Origin of the sequence: Streptosporangium fragile (assembly GCF_039534445.1) — a bacterium.
Classification (GTDB): Bacteria; Actinomycetota; Actinomycetes; order Streptosporangiales; family Streptosporangiaceae; genus Streptosporangium; species Streptosporangium fragile.
This window is the reverse complement of record NZ_BAAAVI010000066.1, coordinates 15,634-31,212: the sequence shown is the minus strand read 5'-3', so window position 1 is coordinate 31,212 and position 15,579 is coordinate 15,634. Positions and strand designations below refer to the sequence as shown.

18 protein-coding genes are annotated in these 15,579 nt (G+C 70.9%); 9 read left to right on the top strand and 9 right to left on the bottom strand.

Annotated elements, in window-relative coordinates; all coding sequences use genetic code 11:
• The first annotated feature begins 3 nt into the window (after window positions 1-3).
• Window positions 4-1,176, top strand: coding sequence for a cation:proton antiporter (locus ABD841_RS32120; RefSeq protein ID WP_344979628.1), 1,173 nt, complete (start codon window positions 4-6; stop codon window positions 1,174-1,176).
• Window positions 1,177-1,245: 69 nt separating this feature from the next.
• On the opposite strand, the gene ABD841_RS32115 is transcribed toward ABD841_RS32120, so the two are convergent.
• The 3 genes from ABD841_RS32115 to ABD841_RS32105 all read right to left on the bottom strand — a co-directional run bounded on the left by ABD841_RS32115 (window position 1,246) and on the right by ABD841_RS32105 (window position 4,743).
• The gene (locus ABD841_RS32115; RefSeq protein WP_344979626.1) at window positions 1,246-2,538 is read right to left on the bottom strand and encodes an ArsB/NhaD family transporter; all 1,293 of its coding nucleotides are present in this window, start codon (window positions 2,536-2,538) and stop codon (window positions 1,246-1,248) included.
• The gene (locus ABD841_RS32110) at window positions 2,535-2,978 is read right to left on the bottom strand and encodes a CBS domain-containing protein (protein ID WP_344979624.1); all 444 of its coding nucleotides are present in this window, start codon (window positions 2,976-2,978) and stop codon (window positions 2,535-2,537) included. Before ABD841_RS32110 ends, ABD841_RS32115 begins: the two co-directional genes overlap by 4 nt.
• A gap of 502 nt (window positions 2,979-3,480) precedes the next feature.
• The gene (locus ABD841_RS32105) at window positions 3,481-4,743 is read right to left on the bottom strand and encodes a glycosyltransferase (protein ID WP_344979622.1); all 1,263 of its coding nucleotides are present in this window, start codon (window positions 4,741-4,743) and stop codon (window positions 3,481-3,483) included.
• Between the two features lie 157 nt (window positions 4,744-4,900).
• Here ABD841_RS32105 and ABD841_RS32100 point away from each other — a divergent pair, with 157 nt between their 5' ends.
• On the top strand, window positions 4,901-5,359 hold the full coding sequence (locus tag ABD841_RS32100; RefSeq protein WP_344979619.1) for a GbsR/MarR family transcriptional regulator: 459 nt from the start codon (window positions 4,901-4,903) through the stop codon (window positions 5,357-5,359).
• A 166-nt stretch (window positions 5,360-5,525) separates the two neighbouring features.
• On the opposite strand, the gene ABD841_RS32095 is transcribed toward ABD841_RS32100, so the two are convergent.
• The 3 genes from ABD841_RS32095 to ABD841_RS32085 form a co-directional block, all read right to left on the bottom strand.
• The gene (locus ABD841_RS32095; RefSeq protein WP_344979617.1) at window positions 5,526-6,686 is read right to left on the bottom strand and encodes an FAD-dependent monooxygenase; all 1,161 of its coding nucleotides are present in this window, start codon (window positions 6,684-6,686) and stop codon (window positions 5,526-5,528) included.
• Window positions 6,683-7,156 carry a GbsR/MarR family transcriptional regulator gene (locus tag ABD841_RS32090; RefSeq protein WP_344979615.1) on the bottom strand — a complete coding sequence of 158 codons (474 nt, stop codon included), beginning with the start codon at window positions 7,154-7,156 and terminating at the stop codon, window positions 6,683-6,685. The genes ABD841_RS32095 and ABD841_RS32090 overlap by 4 nt, the downstream gene beginning before the upstream one ends.
• Window positions 7,157-7,310: 154 nt before the next feature.
• Entirely contained in the window at window positions 7,311-7,664 is a 354-nt protein-coding gene (locus ABD841_RS32085; protein ID WP_344979613.1) for a recombinase family protein, read from the bottom strand.
• A gap of 53 nt (window positions 7,665-7,717) precedes the next feature.
• Between ABD841_RS32085 and ABD841_RS32080 the strand changes: the two genes are divergently transcribed.
• From ABD841_RS32080 to ABD841_RS32070, 3 genes are read left to right on the top strand one after another with little or no spacing between them, the layout of a single operon-like run.
• Window positions 7,718-8,365, top strand: coding sequence for a TetR/AcrR family transcriptional regulator (locus ABD841_RS32080; RefSeq protein WP_344979611.1), 648 nt, complete (start codon window positions 7,718-7,720; stop codon window positions 8,363-8,365).
• Window positions 8,358-9,251, top strand: coding sequence for an ABC transporter ATP-binding protein (locus tag ABD841_RS32075; RefSeq protein WP_344979609.1), 894 nt, complete (start codon window positions 8,358-8,360; stop codon window positions 9,249-9,251). The genes ABD841_RS32080 and ABD841_RS32075 overlap by 8 nt, the downstream gene beginning before the upstream one ends.
• 1 nt (window position 9,252) lies before the next feature.
• A complete protein-coding gene (locus tag ABD841_RS32070) occupies window positions 9,253-9,408 on the top strand; it encodes a hypothetical protein (protein ID WP_344979607.1) in 156 nt (51 codons plus the stop codon).
• Window positions 9,409-9,452: 44 nt separating this feature from the next.
• Here the strand turns inward: ABD841_RS32070 and ABD841_RS32065 are convergent, their stop codons facing one another.
• Window positions 9,453-10,847 carry a TrkH family potassium uptake protein gene (locus ABD841_RS32065; RefSeq protein ID WP_425582075.1) on the bottom strand — a complete coding sequence of 465 codons (1,395 nt, stop codon included), beginning with the start codon at window positions 10,845-10,847 and terminating at the stop codon, window positions 9,453-9,455.
• A gap of 92 nt (window positions 10,848-10,939) precedes the next feature.
• A complete protein-coding gene (locus tag ABD841_RS32060; RefSeq protein WP_344979605.1) occupies window positions 10,940-11,458 on the bottom strand; it encodes a GbsR/MarR family transcriptional regulator in 519 nt (172 codons plus the stop codon).
• 49 nt (window positions 11,459-11,507) lie between these two features.
• On the opposite strand from ABD841_RS32060, the gene ABD841_RS32055 reads away from it, so the two are divergent.
• The 3 genes from ABD841_RS32055 to ABD841_RS32045 all read left to right on the top strand — a co-directional run bounded on the left by ABD841_RS32055 (window position 11,508) and on the right by ABD841_RS32045 (window position 14,850).
• Window positions 11,508-12,422: an SDR family NAD(P)-dependent oxidoreductase gene (locus ABD841_RS32055; protein ID WP_344979603.1), complete on the top strand. Its 915-nt coding sequence runs from the start codon at window positions 11,508-11,510 to the stop codon at window positions 12,420-12,422.
• A gap of 230 nt (window positions 12,423-12,652) precedes the next feature.
• Entirely contained in the window at window positions 12,653-13,870 is a 1,218-nt protein-coding gene (locus ABD841_RS32050) for a cation:proton antiporter (protein ID WP_344979601.1), read from the top strand.
• A gap of 104 nt (window positions 13,871-13,974) precedes the next feature.
• A complete protein-coding gene (locus tag ABD841_RS32045; protein WP_344979599.1) occupies window positions 13,975-14,850 on the top strand; it encodes an alpha/beta fold hydrolase in 876 nt (291 codons plus the stop codon).
• Between the two features lie 6 nt (window positions 14,851-14,856).
• On the opposite strand, the gene ABD841_RS32040 is transcribed toward ABD841_RS32045, so the two are convergent.
• Entirely contained in the window at window positions 14,857-15,060 is a 204-nt protein-coding gene (locus ABD841_RS32040; protein WP_344979597.1) for a hypothetical protein, read from the bottom strand.
• Window positions 15,061-15,246: 186 nt separating this feature from the next.
• Here ABD841_RS32040 and ABD841_RS32035 point away from each other — a divergent pair, with 186 nt between their 5' ends.
• The gene (locus ABD841_RS32035; protein ID WP_344979595.1) at window positions 15,247-15,519 is read left to right on the top strand and encodes a hypothetical protein; all 273 of its coding nucleotides are present in this window, start codon (window positions 15,247-15,249) and stop codon (window positions 15,517-15,519) included.
• Window positions 15,520-15,579 lie beyond the last annotated feature (60 nt).

Sequence of the window (15,579 nt, the reverse complement as noted above, 5' to 3'; positions counted from 1 at the left end):
GCCGTGCACACCTCTGTGGCGCTGCTGCTGGAGCTGGGCGTCATCCTGGCCGTCCTCAGCGTGCTCGGCACCCTGGCACGGCGGTTCGCGCTCTCGCCCATCCCGCTCTACCTCCTCGCCGGGCTGTCCCTCGGTGAGGGAGGCATCGCCCCCGTCCCCGCCGCCGGCGAGTTCGTCCAGATCGGAGCGTCCATCGGGGTCGTCCTGCTCCTGCTGGCCCTCGGCCTGGAGTTCTCCATCACCGAGTTCACCGCCAGCCTGCGCCGCCACGTGCCCTCCGCCGCGGTCGACCTCGTGCTGAACGCCGTTCCGGGCGCGGTGGCCGGATGGCTGCTCGGCCTGGACGCCGTCGGCGTCCTGGCCCTGGCCGGGGCCACCTACATCTCCTCCTCCGGCATCATCGCCCGGCTCCTCGGCGACCTGCGGCGACTGGGCAACCGGGAAACCCCGGCGGTGCTGTCGGTGCTGGTGCTGGAGGACTTCGCCATGGCCGCCTACCTGCCCCTGCTCGCCGTCCTGGCCTCCGGCGGCACCTGGTGGCAGGCCGCGCTCGGCGTACTCGTCGCGGTCGGCGCGGTCCTGGCCGCTTTCATCGCGTCCTACCGGTGGGGCCACCATCTCGGCCGGCTGCTCTCGCACCCGGACTCCGAACAGCTCATGCTCCGGGTGCTCGGCATGACACTGATCGTGGCCGCCCTGGCGGAATTCGTTCACGTCTCCGCAGCGATCGGCGCCTTCCTTGTCGGGCTCGCGCTCACCGGCGAGATCGCCGATCGTGCCCGCGCCGTCCTGACCCCGCTGCGGGACCTGTTCGCCGCGGCGTTCTTCCTGGCCATCGGGCTGTCCGTCAGCCCGGAGGAACTCCTGCCGCTGCTTCCGGCCGCCTTCGCGCTGGCCGCGGTCACCGCCGTCACGAAACTGGTCACCGGTCGCTACGCCGCCTCCCGCGACGGCGTGGGCCGGCGCGGCCGGCTGCGAGCCGGGACCGCGCTCATCGCCCGCGGCGAGTTCTCCATCGTCATCATCGGCCTGCTCGGCGCCCAGTACGACAAGCTCGGCCCCCTGGTGGCCGCCTACGTCTTCGTCCTGGCCGTCGCCGGGCCCCTCATCACCCGGCTCACCGGTGCCCCGCCCTCCCGCGCGCCTCTCCGGGAAAGGGCCGACGCCACCGGTTAGCGCGACCGTTGCCGAACGCGAGCCGAGCACCGCGGTCGCGATGACCGGCCCGGCGATGGCGAATCCTGGTCACAGGAGGTAGCGCAGCCACAGATACGGCGTGACCAGGGCGACGGTCACGACGGTGACGACGAGGCCGTACCGGGTGAACTCCCAGAAGCTGATCGGGGTGCGGTTACGCGCGGCGATGCCGACAATGATGACGTTGGCCGCGGCGCCGACCGCGGTGGCGTTGCCGCCCAGGTCGGCGCCGAAGGCCAGCGCCCACCACAAAACCTGGGCGGACTCGTTGCCGCCGTTCGCCTGGACCAGGTCGGCGACGATCGGGCTCATGGTGGCGACGTAGGGGATGTTGTCGACGACGGCCGACAGCCCGGCCGAGGCCCACAGCAGGCCCATGGTGGTCAGCCCGAGTCGTCCCTCGGTGGCGCCCGCCGCGGCCTGGGAGATCTGCCCGATGACGCCGGTGTTGACCAGGGCGCCGACCATGACGAACAGCCCGGCGAAGAACACCAGGGTGGGCCACTCCACCTCGGCGATGGCCTGCTCGGTGGTGACCTTGGTGAGTGCCACCAGAATCCCGGCGCCGAGGAGAGCCACCACCGAGGGCTCGTAGTGCAGCACCGGGTGCAGTACGAAGGCGGTCATGACCAGGGCGAGCACGGTCAGGCTCTGCCTCAGCAGCTTCCGGTCGGCGATGGCCTCGCGCTCGTCCAGCCCCATGATGTCGGCGGCCCGGTCGGGGTCGTAGACGAACGCCCTGCGGAACATGAGCCGGCACAATCCGACGAAGACCGCCATCAGCACCACCACCATGGGTGCCATGTGGATCAGGAAGTCGTTGAAGGACAGGCCGCCCCGGCTGGCGATGATGATGTTGGGCGGATCGCCGACCAGGGTGGCGGCGCCGCCGATGTTGGAGGCCATCGCCTCGGCGATCAGGTAGGGGGCGACCGGCAGCGCCAGCCGCTCGCACACCAGGAACGTCACCGGGGCGATCAGCAGCACGGTGGTGACGTTGTCCAGTAGCGCCGAGGCGCCCGCGGTGATGACGACGAGCAGCACCATCAGCCGGTACGGTCTGCCCCGGGCGCGCTTGGCGGCCCAGATCGCCAGGTATTCGAACACGCCGGTCTGTTTGAGCACCCCGACGATGATCATCATGCCGAGGAGCAGGAAGACGACGTTCCAGTCGATCCCGCTCTGTTCGGAGAAGAACGCGGACTCGGCGTCGGTGGCGTGGACGGTCAGCATGATCCCGGCTCCGCCGAGGGCCGCGACGACCCGGTGGATACGTTCGGTGGCGATCAGCGTGTACGCGCCGAGGAACACGACCACCGCAAGCCACGCGGTGGCGGTCATGAGGCGAGCAGCCGATCCAGCAGCGCCTGCAGCGTGACCGCCCCCCGCAGGCGGCCTGCGTCCACGATCGCGACCAGCGGGCTGCGGGTGCGCGCCATCAGCGCCGCGATCTCCAGCACAGTGGCGTCCGGGTCGGTGACCGGCAACTCGCGCGGCTTGGTGGGCAGGGCCTCGCGCACGGTCCGCCCGGCCAGGGAGCGCAGGAACACGTCCGCGTGCGCCTCGTCCACCACCCGGGCCAGCGCCGGATCGTCCTGGCAGTAACCGGGCACGGCCAGCCGCAGCACCTGCGTGCCCGGCAGGATGCTCAAGGGCAGGCCGTCGTCGTCGATGACGATCAGGCCCGGCAGATCCTGCTCGGTGAGCAACCGCGCGGCGTCGATCACCGGAGTGTCCAGGGAGACGGTCGGGAAAGCGCTGACCAGATCACGAGCACGCATGGCCGGTCCTTTCGGAGCCACTGACACCAGCGCCGACCAGGCTTCCCGGCTCACCTGGAATCAATGTACCAACACCCGCACCGGCCGATCAGAGCGGCGGTGGCGGTCTCTTGCCGCGTCTGCGTCGACTGAGCCGCGATCCCGGGCAGGTCCGCCGGCTGTTGCGGCCCCGGGGCGGCGATCAGAATGGAGGTGAGGTGCCACAATGCGTGGAGGCGAGATGCCGGAGACGACGCCCATCACACCGGTACGGGCACCCCTGGAACGAATGGCACCGATCCTGCGGGCAAACCGGTGGTCGAGCGCCTCGCCGGTCTGCCCGCCGGGCATCCGGCCGGGTCTCGCCCAGCCCGCGCGCCCCGGCCGCGATCCTGGCCGGGTCGGGCGCGCTCAGGTCACCGGCCCAGGCCCGCCAGGTGTCGCGGTCGGTGAGCGGGACGCCGAGCAGCTCGCAGATGACCTGGATCGGCGACGGTCAGCAGGCCGCGCAGATTACTCATGCTCATGACAGCGACTCCAGGATCGTGACGGCGCGACCGGTCCCGTCCTCGGCGCGGATGCGCCGCCCGAGGTCCTCGGCGACGGCCGCCATCTCCGTGTCGGTGGCGGCCAGGCGGATGGCGGCGGCGAGGTTGTCCGGGGTGAGGCGCCGCTGAGGCCGGGGCGGTACGGCCACGCCGGCCGCGTGCGCGCGGGCCGCCCAGAACGGCTGGTCGGCGACGAACGGGCACACCACCTGGGGCCGTCCGGCGGCCAGCGCGGCGCCGGTGGTGCCGCTGCCGCCGTGGTGCACGATCGCGGCCATGCGCGGGAACAGCCAGTCGTGCGGGGCGTGGTCGAGCAGGTGGACGGTGTCCGGCAGGTCGGGGGCCTGGATGCCGCCCCAGCCGGAGGCCAGCACGGCACGCACCCCGGCCAGCCGGAGCGCCTCGGCGGCGATGCGGCCGAGGCGCTGCGGGTCGGTGCCGGCCATACTGCCGAACCCGACGTACACCGGCGCAGGCCCGGCTTCCAGGAAGGCGGCCAGCTCCGCCGACGGCGTCCAGCCGGGCGGGGCGGGCAGGAACCAGAAGCCGGTGGTGTGCACCCACGCCGGGTAGTCCAGGCCGCCGGGCAGGATGTGACGGCTGAACGCCTGCAGCACGGTCGCCGGGCGGCCGTCGGGGCGACGCAGGATGTCGTGCCGTCCGTGCCGCCGTGGCAGATCCAGCCGCCGTCTGCGCAGATCGTCGGCGATGCCGCCGAAGGAGCGCAGCATCAGTTTGATCGGCAGGTAGGAGGCCCGGTTCAGCGCTTTGGGCAGCGGCAGCGGCAGCATCGGGTTGCGGAACGCCCCGGTGGGCACCCACACCGGCTGGAGCGCGGCGGGTACCGCCGGTACCCCCAGCCGCTCGGCGACGTGCTGACCGGGCACGCCCGGCGCGTGCACGACCAGGTCGGCCCCGGCCTCTGCGACGCTCGCCATGTCGTCGAGCACCTTGGCCATGAGCGGCTTGCTGCGGCGCATCACCCGCAGGGCGACCACCTTGCCGGGCAGGCCGCGGTAGTTGCTCTCGATGGCCTGGCGGATCTCGGGCTCGTCGAGCAGCGTGTTCGGCCCGTCGTGCAGCGGGGCGTAGGCGATGCCGTGCGGCTCGGCGAGGGAGGCCATCGCGGCCGGGGCCGCCAGCACCGGCTCGTGCCCGGCCCGTTTGAGCGCCAGCGCGAGAGCGGCGTACGGCTGCACGTCGCCGCGGGTGCCATGGGTGAGGATGAGGACCTTCATCGGCGTTCCTTGCGTGGAGAGACTTCTTCGCTCGCCGACCAGGCTTCCCGGCACACCGACGGCCCCTTGACAGGCCGAATATTGGCAATATAGCTAAAATTCAGAAATTTCAGAAGACTCCTTATCTCCGGCTATCCTGCTGCCGTGGAGGTGGCAGGTGAGCGAGAAGGAGCGGTGGCAGGCCGCAGAACGGCTGGCGCTGGTGTTGACCGAGGGCGGCCTGCAGCGTATGTCGGCGCGGGCTCTGGCGGTGTTCCTGTTCACCGATGCCGAGACGGTCACCATGGGTGAGATCGCCGACCGGCTCGGCGTCAGCGCAGGTTCCGTGTCCGGCGCGGTCAAGACGCTGCTGTCGGTCGGGCTGATCGAACGCCTGCCCGCGCCCGGCAGCCGCCGCGAGCACTACCGGCTGCGCGACGACGCCTGGGCGACCCTGTTCTCCACGCAGAACACCGTCGTCCACGTCATGCTGCAGGCAGCCGAGACCGGCATCGCCACCACCACTTCCGACGACCCGGCCCACGCACGCCTGACGCGAATGCGTGACTTCTATGAGTTCATGCTCAACGAGATCCCCGACCTGATCAGACGCTGGCAGGAGCGGCAGCCCGGCTGAGCCGTCCCCTCCATCCGGGCGCGTGTGGGTGGCATCGGCTCTTCACCGCCACGGCATCCCCGCGCACCGTCGGCGACCAGGTCGTGTCCGCAGCCGGGACAGGCACGAGCCGGGCCGCGACACGGATGGCGGCCGCCGCAGGGTCGCCGAGCCGCACCGGTCCGGTTCAATGGCCATCTGGCGGTGACGGCAGGCTCGGTGGCCGCCACCGCCAGGTGGCGTTGCCGTCGGCGGCCAGGCCCTTGCGCCACAATGGCGCGGGCACCATCCGCAGCAGGGTGACCAACGCCCGGTAGACGGCCCTGGAGGTGCGGTTGGTGCGATGCCCGTCCTTGCGCGCGCCGCGGACGGTGGCCTGGGTGCGCGGGCGGCGTTCGGCGTCGTAGCGGCGCAACGCGCCCTCGATCGTGGGCTCGCCGGCGAGGGCGGCGGCGAGCACGACGGCGTCCTCGATCGACTGCCCGGCGCCCTGGCCGCGATCGGGGCTCATCGCGTGCGCAGCGTCACCGAGCAGCGCCACCCGGCCGCGGACGTAGGTCGGCAGCGGGTCCAGGTCGTGGATATCGATGTGGATCACATCCTCGGGCGGGGTGGCCTCGATCAACGCGGGGATCGGGTCGTGCCAGTCTCCGATCCGGCGGAAGACTTCGGCCTTCTCCCGCTCGTAGCGGATGCCCGGATGGTGGGCCGGGATGATGTAGGCCCAGTACGCGCGGCCGCGCGCGACGGGGTGGATGAGGAAGAAGGCGCCCGGGCCCAGGGTGATGCTGCCGGGCAGGCCGGGGACCTCGGCGATGCCCAGCCAGGCGGTCCGGCCGAGGAAACGTGGCGGTGGCGCGTCCGGCCACAGCAGTCGGCGGACGGTACTGCGGATGCCGTCGGCGGCGATGACCAGGTCGGCGGTCAACTTGTCGCCGCCGAATCCGACGGTCGCACTGCCCGCGTCCTGACGGACGGCGGTGACCTCCGCGTTCGTACGTACGCAGCCGGCGGGTACCGCGTTCAGCAGCACTCGGCGCAGGTCGGCGCGGTGGAAGCCGAGCAGAGGTGTCGCATCGCCAGGCCGGGCGCGCTGCAGGTAGCGGCCGTCCGGCGTCCGCAGGTTACTGGAGGCGTAGGTGGGCACCCCGGCCGCCCGGGCCTGATCTTCGACGCCGAGCTCGGCCAACGCTCGCATGGCGTTGGGAGCCTGGGACATGCCGGCGCCGATCTCGCCCGGCTGTGGCGCGCGTTCCAAAACGATGGTCTGCCAGCCGATCCGCTGCAGGGCCAAGGCGGCGGCCAGTCCGCCGATGCCGCCGCCGACCACGATCGCCTGCCTGGTCACGTCGCCTCCTTGCCGCCGGGGCCGCCGGGGCGCAGGGCTGGTGCGTTGTCGAACACCGTGGCCATCCACGCGAAGGCGGCGTGCGCCTGGCGGATGCGCTGGGCGCGGTCATCGTCCGGGCCGACCAGATCCAGGCCCTCGCGGGTGATGTCCAGGAACGAGGCGATCCCGGCGATCTGTTTGCGGACAACGGCCATCCAGGCGTCCTCGGCCATCCGGTAGTAGACGGTCCGCTCTCCCGGCCGGGTCCGCCAGGCGAGAAACCCCATGCTGGACAGCAGTCGCAGGTTGGAGGTCAGCGAGGCGCGGCTGGCGCCGATGGCCGCGCTGATCTGCCCGGCGGACTGCTCGGGCGGATCACAGATCATCAGCCAGCCCAGCACCCGCCCGGCGATGGGCGGTACTCCGTCGCGCGCCAGGTACATGGCGACCCGCTCCACCCATTCCAGCAACGGATCTTGTTCGGCCATGCCACCCACCTCCTTATTGCAGTTATTTCAGTATGAACTAAAATTAGTGTATCGCCAAGAGGGCTCGTCGGGTGCGCCGGCGAAGGTTCCCGTAGTAGTCAGCGAAAATCCAACGAACCCATCTCCGGCCTGCGGTCATTCGGTCAGCCGAGCGTCAGTCACGGTCGTCGGCACCGCCGATGGCCGTGCCGCGGCCGGATTCGTGGCCTTCCGGGGCGCGGTCGTGGATGTATTCGCGTTCCACCTCAGACAGGGCTACGAGCACGGTGAACACGATCCCGGACGGACCGCGGGAGCCCTGAAGTTCGCCGGTGAGGAACTCCCGGCCGATGTCGACGGCCTGGAACGGTTCGGCCGGTGCGGCGAACTCGATGCCGCGGCCGAGCCGCCTGTGCTCGTGGACCACGAGGGTGACGACCACGCCGGACGCCCCGGGCTCACGGGAGACCTCGACGCTCTGGCATTGCTCCGCCGTCTCCGATCTTGACGCACCCGACAGGGCACTCACAGGCTGGCACCATACCTAGATATGGGAAACAATATTTATATATAGTCACGGGTGTGAGTGACAGTCGTGACAGGCAGTTCGACGATCTGACCGCGCGCGCCCGGATCAGGGACGTCGCGCTGGCGCGGTTCGCCGAGCACGGGGTCAAAGCCACCCGGTTGCAGGACATCGCCCGGGACGCGGGCGTGTCGGTCGGGCTGGTGCAGCACCACTTCGGCACCAAGGACGGGCTGCGCGACGCCTGCGACTCCTACGTGATGGACGTGCTGGTACGCCGCTCGGCCGACGAGGCCGCCAAGCCCGAGCCCGGCGGGCTCGCCGACCTCTACGACGGCAGTGGCCTACTGGCGCGCTACCTCGCCCGTGCCCTGGTGGACGGCTCGCCCGCCGCCGAGATGTTCTTCCGGGGAGCGGTCCGGGTGACCGAGGAGTTCCTGACCGGCACCTGGCCCGACCGGTTCGCGCCCGGCTCGGCCAGGGCACGCGACGCCGCCGCCGTCATGAGCGCGATGCATGCCGGGACGATCGTCCTGCACACCTACCTGACCCGCCGGATGGGTGTGGACGTGCTGGCCCGCGAGCACGCCACCGCCATCGGCGCCGCCATGGCCGACGTGTACGCGGCCATGGGCGACTTCGTTCGGTCCGACTCCGGCCGAAGCATCACCGAGGACATCACCAGGGAGCACGGCGATGACTGACCCGATCGAGATCACCGGCCTGGTCAAGACCTACGGCCGTACCCGCGCCCTGGACGGCCTGGACCTGACCGTGCGGCAGGGCGAGACGCACGGCTTCCTCGGCCCCAACGGCGCAGGCAAGACCAGCACCCTGAGGATCCTGCTCGGTCTGCTGCGCGCCGACGCCGGCCGCGTCCGCCTGCTGGGCGGCGACCCGTGGGCCGACGCGGTCGAGTTGCACCGCAGGCTCGCCTACGTCCCGGGTGACGTCACGCTGTGGCCGAACCTGACCGGCGGAGAGATCATCGACGTGCTCGCGCGGCTGCGAGGTGGGGTCGGCGCGGCCCGCCGTGCGGAGCTGATCGAGCGCTTCGAGCTGGACGCCGGCACCAGGGCCCGCGCCTACTCCAAGGGCAACCGGCAGAAGGTGGCACTGATCGCGGCGTTCGCCTGCGATGCGGAACTGCTGCTGCTCGATGAGCCCACCTCCGGCCTGGACCCGCTGATGGAGGCCGTCTTCCGCGACTGCGTCGCCGAGGCGAAGGCGAAGGGGCGCACCATCCTGCTGTCCAGCCACATCCTGTCGGAGGTGGAGTCGCTGTGCGACCGGGTGTCGATCATCCGCGCCGGGCGCACCGTGGAGTCCGGCACGCTTACCGAGCTGCGCCACCTGACCCGTACGTCCATCACCGCCGAACTGCCCGGCCCGCCCGACGGGCTCGCGGCCCTGCCCGGGGTGCACGACCTGGCCGTCGACTCCGCCGGTCGGGTGCGCTGCCAGGTCGATCCCGCCGAACTGGCCGGCGTGCTGGCCCGCCTGGCGGCGCTCGGCGTACACGACCTCACCGCGCAGCCGCCCACCCTGGAGGAACTGTTCCTGCGCCACTACCAGACGAGGGCGGCCTGAGGTGGCCGGGACAGGTGTGCTGGCCCGGCTGATCCTGCGCCGCGACCGGATCTGGCTGTCGCTGTGGCTGGTGCTGGTCGCCGCCTTCGTCTACGGCACCGTCAGCACCATCGGAACCCTGCTCCCGACGGTGGACGCGCGTCGCTGCCGACGGTGATGTCTGCGCGGCCGTCATCAGTAGGTGACGGCGGGCCGTGTGGCTCAGCCGACGATGATTTTCTCCTCGGGCAGCTCATAGCGGCGGGTCCGGGTCCGCAGGGCCAGCGCGGAGAACAGGGTGGCCGGGCCCACCCGGCCGGCGAACATCAAAAAGGTGACCAGCAGCTGCCCGGCCGCAGTGAGGTCGGCGGTGATGCCGGTCGACAATCCCACCGTGGCGATGGCCGAGATCACCTCGAACAGAACCTGATCCAGGCTGTGGGGGGTCAGCGCCAGCAGCGCATAAGTGGAGACGATGACCAACGCCACACCCAGCAGGGCGATGGCCAGCGCCTGGCGTTGTACGGTGGCGGCCAGGCGACGGTGGCCGGCGTTGACGTGCGTCTCGCCGCGCAGTTCGGCCCACAAAACGTAGGCCAGCACGGCGAAGGTGGTGACCTTGATGCCACCGGCGGTGCCGGCGCTGCCGCCGCCGATGAACATCAGCACATCGGTCGCCAGCCAGCTGGTCGGGTACATGGCCGCGACATCCAGGCTGTTGAACCCGGCGGTGCGCGGCATCACCCCGGTGAAGAACCCGGCCAGCAGCTTGCCGCCCACCTCCATCGGCCCCAGCGTCTTGGGATTGGCCCACTCGGTGATCGTGAAGACCAGGAAGCCCAGGATGAGCAGGACCAGGGTGGCGGCCACGGTGATGCGGGTCAGCACCGACCAGCGGCGCGGGTGGCGCCAGGAGCGGCGCAGCTCGAACACCACCGGGAATCCGAGCCCGCCGACGATGACCGCGAGTGCGATGGGCAGGCAGATCCACGCATCGGTGGAAAACCGCATCAGGTTGTCGGGCAGAAGTCCGAAGCCGGCGTTGTTGAACGCCGAGATGGCGTGGAAGACGCCGAAGTAAGCGGCGCGGCCGAGCGGCTGGTCGTACCCGATGGCGAACCGGGCGGTCAGCGCGATCGCGATGAGCGCCTCGCAAACGAGGCTGAAGATCACCACGTTGCGCACCACCCGGCGCAGGTCGCTCATCGCCAAGGTCTTGGTCTCGGCCTGGGCCCACAAGCGGGCGCGCAGCCCGATCCGTCCGGAGATAATCGCCGCGAACAGGGTGGCCAGTGTCATGATGCCCAGTCCGCCGGCCTGGATGAGTATCAGGATGACGACCTCGCCGAAGGCCGACCAGTGGGTGCCGGTGTCGACGACCACCAGCCCGGTGACGCACACCGCCGAAGTGGCGGTGAACAGCGCGTCGATCAGCTTGGCCGGCGTGCCGGACTCGGTAGCCAGCGGGCTGGCCAAAGCCGCGGTGCCGGCCGCCACCGCGGCGGCGAACGCGGACACGATGATCTGGGCCGGGTGCTGGAAACGGTCCAGCAGCATCTGAGCGAATGGACGGTGGATCACCACACTTATCTTGCCGCCCGGGCCGTGCTCGGGCATCGGCGGGGAGTCTGATCACTTACGGCTGCTTTCCCGTATCGCACGGACCCGAGTGGAGGGCCTGATACTCGGTCGTCCGGCAGGTCACCGCATCAGAGCCTGGTTGGCGGTCGAAGACGGTGCGGGCCGTCCGTATCCGAACCGTCGGGCCGGCGGGCGGCGTCGGTCCTTTCCGCGTCCCATCGGTCGAGGAGCCTGGGGAACTCCCGTGCCATGAAGGCGTACATGTCGCGCATGTGCTCCAGCCGGGCCCGGGCGGCGGGACGGTCGCCCACCACGTCGAGCCCTTGCTCGGCCAGCGCGGCGAAGGCGGCGAACTCGGTCATCTTCGCCCGGAACGCGCGCCCGAAGACGTCCTCGGTCAGCCGGTAGTGATCGCGCCGCGCCCTGGGGGGACGGTAACGCTCGACGAGTCCGCTGCGTTCCAACTGGTGCAGGGCCACGCTCATGCTGCTTTTGGCCACCCCGAGCCTCGCGCACAGTCCCGGCGCGTCGACGGCCTCGCCCGTGTCGGCGAGCAGGCAGCCCATCACCCGGCCGGCGGTGCGGCTGAGCCCCAGCCGCTCGAAGTACAGCCCGGCGCTCTCCACGAACTCCTCGATGTCCGCCATGGAGACATTCTAGTTTGTTCGGAATGTTCCGAACACTTAGGATCGAAACATGTCCCACTCCGAACCTCTCACCATCGCCATCACCGGCGCCAACTCCGGCATCGGCCTGCGGGCGGCGCAGCGGCTGGCCGCACGCGGTCACCGCATCCTGGCCCTGTGCCGCGACCCCCACCGCGGTCGCACCGCCCTGGAGGTGATCAACGCCGGCGCCGCCCACCCCGCGACCCTCGTCCCGGCGGACCTGGCCGATCCCGACTCCATCGACGCGGCGGTCGAGAAGATCTCCCACGCGACCGGCCACCTCGACGTCCTGATCAACAACGCCGCGGTGTTCGACCAGACGATGCGCACCCCTGTGTTCACCTCGTCCGGTCACGAGCTGTTCTGGGCGACCAACCACCTCGGCCCCTTCCGGCTCACCGCGCGCCTCAGCCCGCTGCTGGCCGCCGCCGCACGTCCCCGGGTGATCAACGTCGCGAGCAAGGGCCTGATCACCATGCCGCGCATCGCCATCCGCTTCGACCAGCTCGACGGCCCCGGCTGGTACAGCCCGACCAAGGCCTACTACCATGCCAAACTCGCCCAGATCATGACCACCTACTCGCTGGCCCTGCGGGCCCGCGGCGCGCTGGACGTCGCTTGCGTCCGGGTGCCCGCCGTACGACTCGACGCCGACCGCGTCGCCGCCCTGCCGTGGGCGCTGCGGATGCTGTACGCCCCCAAGAACCGGCTCGCGATCCCGGCCGAGCGCCTGGGCGAGGCGTATGCGGCCCTGGCCACCCGCACCGGCACCTGGCAGCACCCCGGCCCCGCGGCGGAGGGCAGGGCCACGTTGCGCGGCATCTACCTGGACGAGAACCTCCACCCGGTCGACGCTCCCGCCTTCGCCTACGACGCCGCGGCCCGCGAGCGCCTGTGGACCGTCTCACAGGACGCCACCGGCGACCCGTCCTGGGCCTGGTGAAGGGCCCGGTAAAGGTGCCGGGAGTCGTCGAGGAGCGCGCCCGGCGGCTCCGCCCGGGTCACGAGTCGGCGACCCGCCAGAACGGGACCCTTCCTACTGGCCGGTCCCGCCCGTTCGCCGCCGGCCCCCTGCTGTTATGGTGGGGCCCGGTGCGCCGGGAAGTCTGGTCGGCATGATCTTCAAGATGGCTCGGCCGGAGGCACGATGACTTTCCCCCCGCGGTGCCCCTGATGGGCACCACCTTGCTGACCGCGTTCGCGGCCGCGCTGCTGCTGGCCGTGCTGTTGTCCAGTCTGGCCCACCGCACCATCCTGTCCACGGCGGCGCTGTTCCTGGTGGCCGGGTTCGTGCTGGGCGACGGTGTGCTGGGCGTGGTCTCGCTCGACCCGGGGGACGACCTGGTCGCCACACTGGCCGAGCTGGCGCTGTTCACGGTGTTGTTCACCGACGGCATGCGGGTGGGCTGGACCGAGCTGCGCAGCGCCTGGCGGCTGCCGGGCCGGGCGCTCGGCTGGGGCCTGCCGCTCACCCTGGCCATCACCGCCGTCGGCGCGCACTATCTGCTCGGTCTCGGCTGGATCGAGTCATTGCTGATCGGCGCGATCCTGGCGCCCACCGACCCGGTGTTCGCGGCCGCGCTGGTCGGCAACGAGAAGGTGCCGCCCCGGCTGCGGCAGCTGCTCAACGTCGAGTCCGGTGTCAACGACGGGCTGGCGCTGCCGTTCGTCATCCTCTTCCTGGCCGTGGCCTCCGGCTCGGACGACCTGCACCTGGGCGAGCTGGGGCTGGAACTCGGCCTGGGCGTCCTCATCGGCGTCGCCATCCCGTGGGCGGCGATCAAGCTGGAGCAGACACGCTGGTTCTCCGCCTCCACCCAGTACGAGCCGCTCAACGCCCTGGCCATCGGCCTGCTCGTGCTCGCCGTCGGCAAGGCCACGCACGGCAACCTGTTCCTGGCCGCGTTCTCGGCCGGCATCACCGTGGCCACCTTCGGGCCGCGGCAGCGCGAGTCGTTCGAGCACTTCGGCGAGCTCATCGCCGAGGTGTTCAAGCTGGCCGCGCTGCTGGTGTTCGGCGCGCTCATCACCCCGGCGCTGCTCGGCTCGGTCGGCTGGCAGGGCTGGCTGTTCGCCTTGCTCGCGCTGGTCGCGGCCCGGCCGGTCGCGATCTGGCTGTCGTTTTTGCGTTCGGGGCTGTCGGTGCGCGAGCAGGCGGCGGTGGCCTGGTTCGGGCCCAAGGGCTTCGCCTCCGTCGTGTACGGGCTGCTCGTGCTCGGCTCCGGCATCGCGCCCGCCGAGCAGGTGTTCCAGCTCGTGGCCGTGACCATCGTGCTGTCGATCCTGCTGCACAGCTCGACCGACATCGTGGTGGCACGCTGGTTCGATGACGAGCGTGAGGTCCCGGCCTGGTACGGGAACGTCACCCGCAAAATACGCCGACGCGAGTGACCGTGCCAGGGCCGAGCGTGCAGAGGCTGACCCGCCGGGTCGCCCCGGATGTCCGCCCGCCGGTCAGAGGACGTGATCCCCTTTTCGTCCAAGGAGGTACCCTGGTGTCCCCTTCCCACCACACAGCCTTTTCCGAGCGCGCCACCGTCGTCGCGCACCTGCCGGCGGGCCCGGTGGAGTACCGGCTGGAGGGCGAAGGCCCCAGGACGGTCCTGGTGTTCCACGGCGGTCACATGCGGGCGGGACTGGCGCTGGGTGAGGAGATCTTCGCCGACGCCGGCTTCACGGTGCTGGCGCCCTCGCGCCCCGGCTACGGGCGTACGCCGCTGACCACAGGCACCACGCCGGCCAGCTTCGCCGACGCCACCTCCCAGCTGTGCCGAACCTTGGGCATCGAACGCCTCGCCGCGGTCGTGGGCATCTCGGCCGGGGGGCGCACCGCGCTGACCATGGCCGCCCGCCACCCGGACCTGGTCGAGCGCGTCATCCTGCAAAGCGCGGTCGGGTTCCTGCCCTGGCCCGACCGGCTGACCCGGCTGGGCGGCCGGGCAGTGTTCAACGCCCGCCTGGAGGCCGGCACCTGGGCGATCCTGCGGTCCCTGGTCCGCCTCGCACCGTCCCTGGGGCTGCGCCTGCTGCTGCGCGACCTGTCGGTCCTGCCCGCGCGTCAGGTCCTGGCAGGTTTGTCCACCGCCGAGCGGGCCACGCTGGCCGGGCTGTTCACCGTGATGCGCTCAGGGAGCGGCTTCATCGCCGACATGCTCCCCGTGCCGGATTGCGCCGCGCATGTCAGCCAGCCCGCGCTGGTCATCGCCACCCGCCATGACCGGTCGGTGCCCTTCGCCCACGCCGAGTCCTTGGCAGCGGCGATGCCGAACGCAGAACTGGCAGACAGCCGGGCCGGCAGTCACATGATCTGGTTCGGCCCTGACTACCCCCGCGTCGCCGCGAAGATCCGTGATTTCCTCGCCGCCGCCTGAGCGCGGCTACCGCTTCTCGGCGAAGACGAAGCGTTCGAGGCCGGACGCAGGCAGCTCACATCCCACTGGCTCCAGGCGGCGGACCCGGTATTCGGCGACGCCGGTCTGCTCGCGCTCCACCCAGCCATAGCTCGCCGGCAGGCCGCCGACATCGCCCGGAGCCATACCGAACCGCCGTATCCGCTGCTTGACCACGAACTCCTCATACATCACCGACGCCCTGCGGCCGCCACCGTCCGGAAAGTCCCGCAGCACATCGGTGAACAGCGATCAACGACCCGTCCAACGCATCCGTTACCGCAGGCCAAGCGGTACTTCGTTGAAAATTTCCTCGTTGCCACCGAGACCCCGTCCAGGGAGATACGCGCGGCCCGGTACTCCAGATCGAGGTCGTCGGTGCCGCGCGGCATGGCGCGGGTGGTGATGGTGCCGTCGTGCAGCCGCCAACCCGGGATGTTCTTCGACGTCGAGTGGGAGCACGCGTTCTTGCGACTCCGCTCCGGCGAGCACCAGCGGTGGCCGCGCAGAAGCGGTCTCGACGAGCAGCGCCTGACCCTCTGCACGCCGGCGATGCGTCTGTCGCTCGTCGCCGGACCGCTACGGCTCCTCGACGGCGGCTTCCCCGACCACGACGCCATGATGGGGACCGCCGAGCACAACCTCCAGTGAGCTTTTGCCTTCCTGCGCCAGGAGTGCGACACGCCGATCATCACGTCGTCCCGGTCCGCG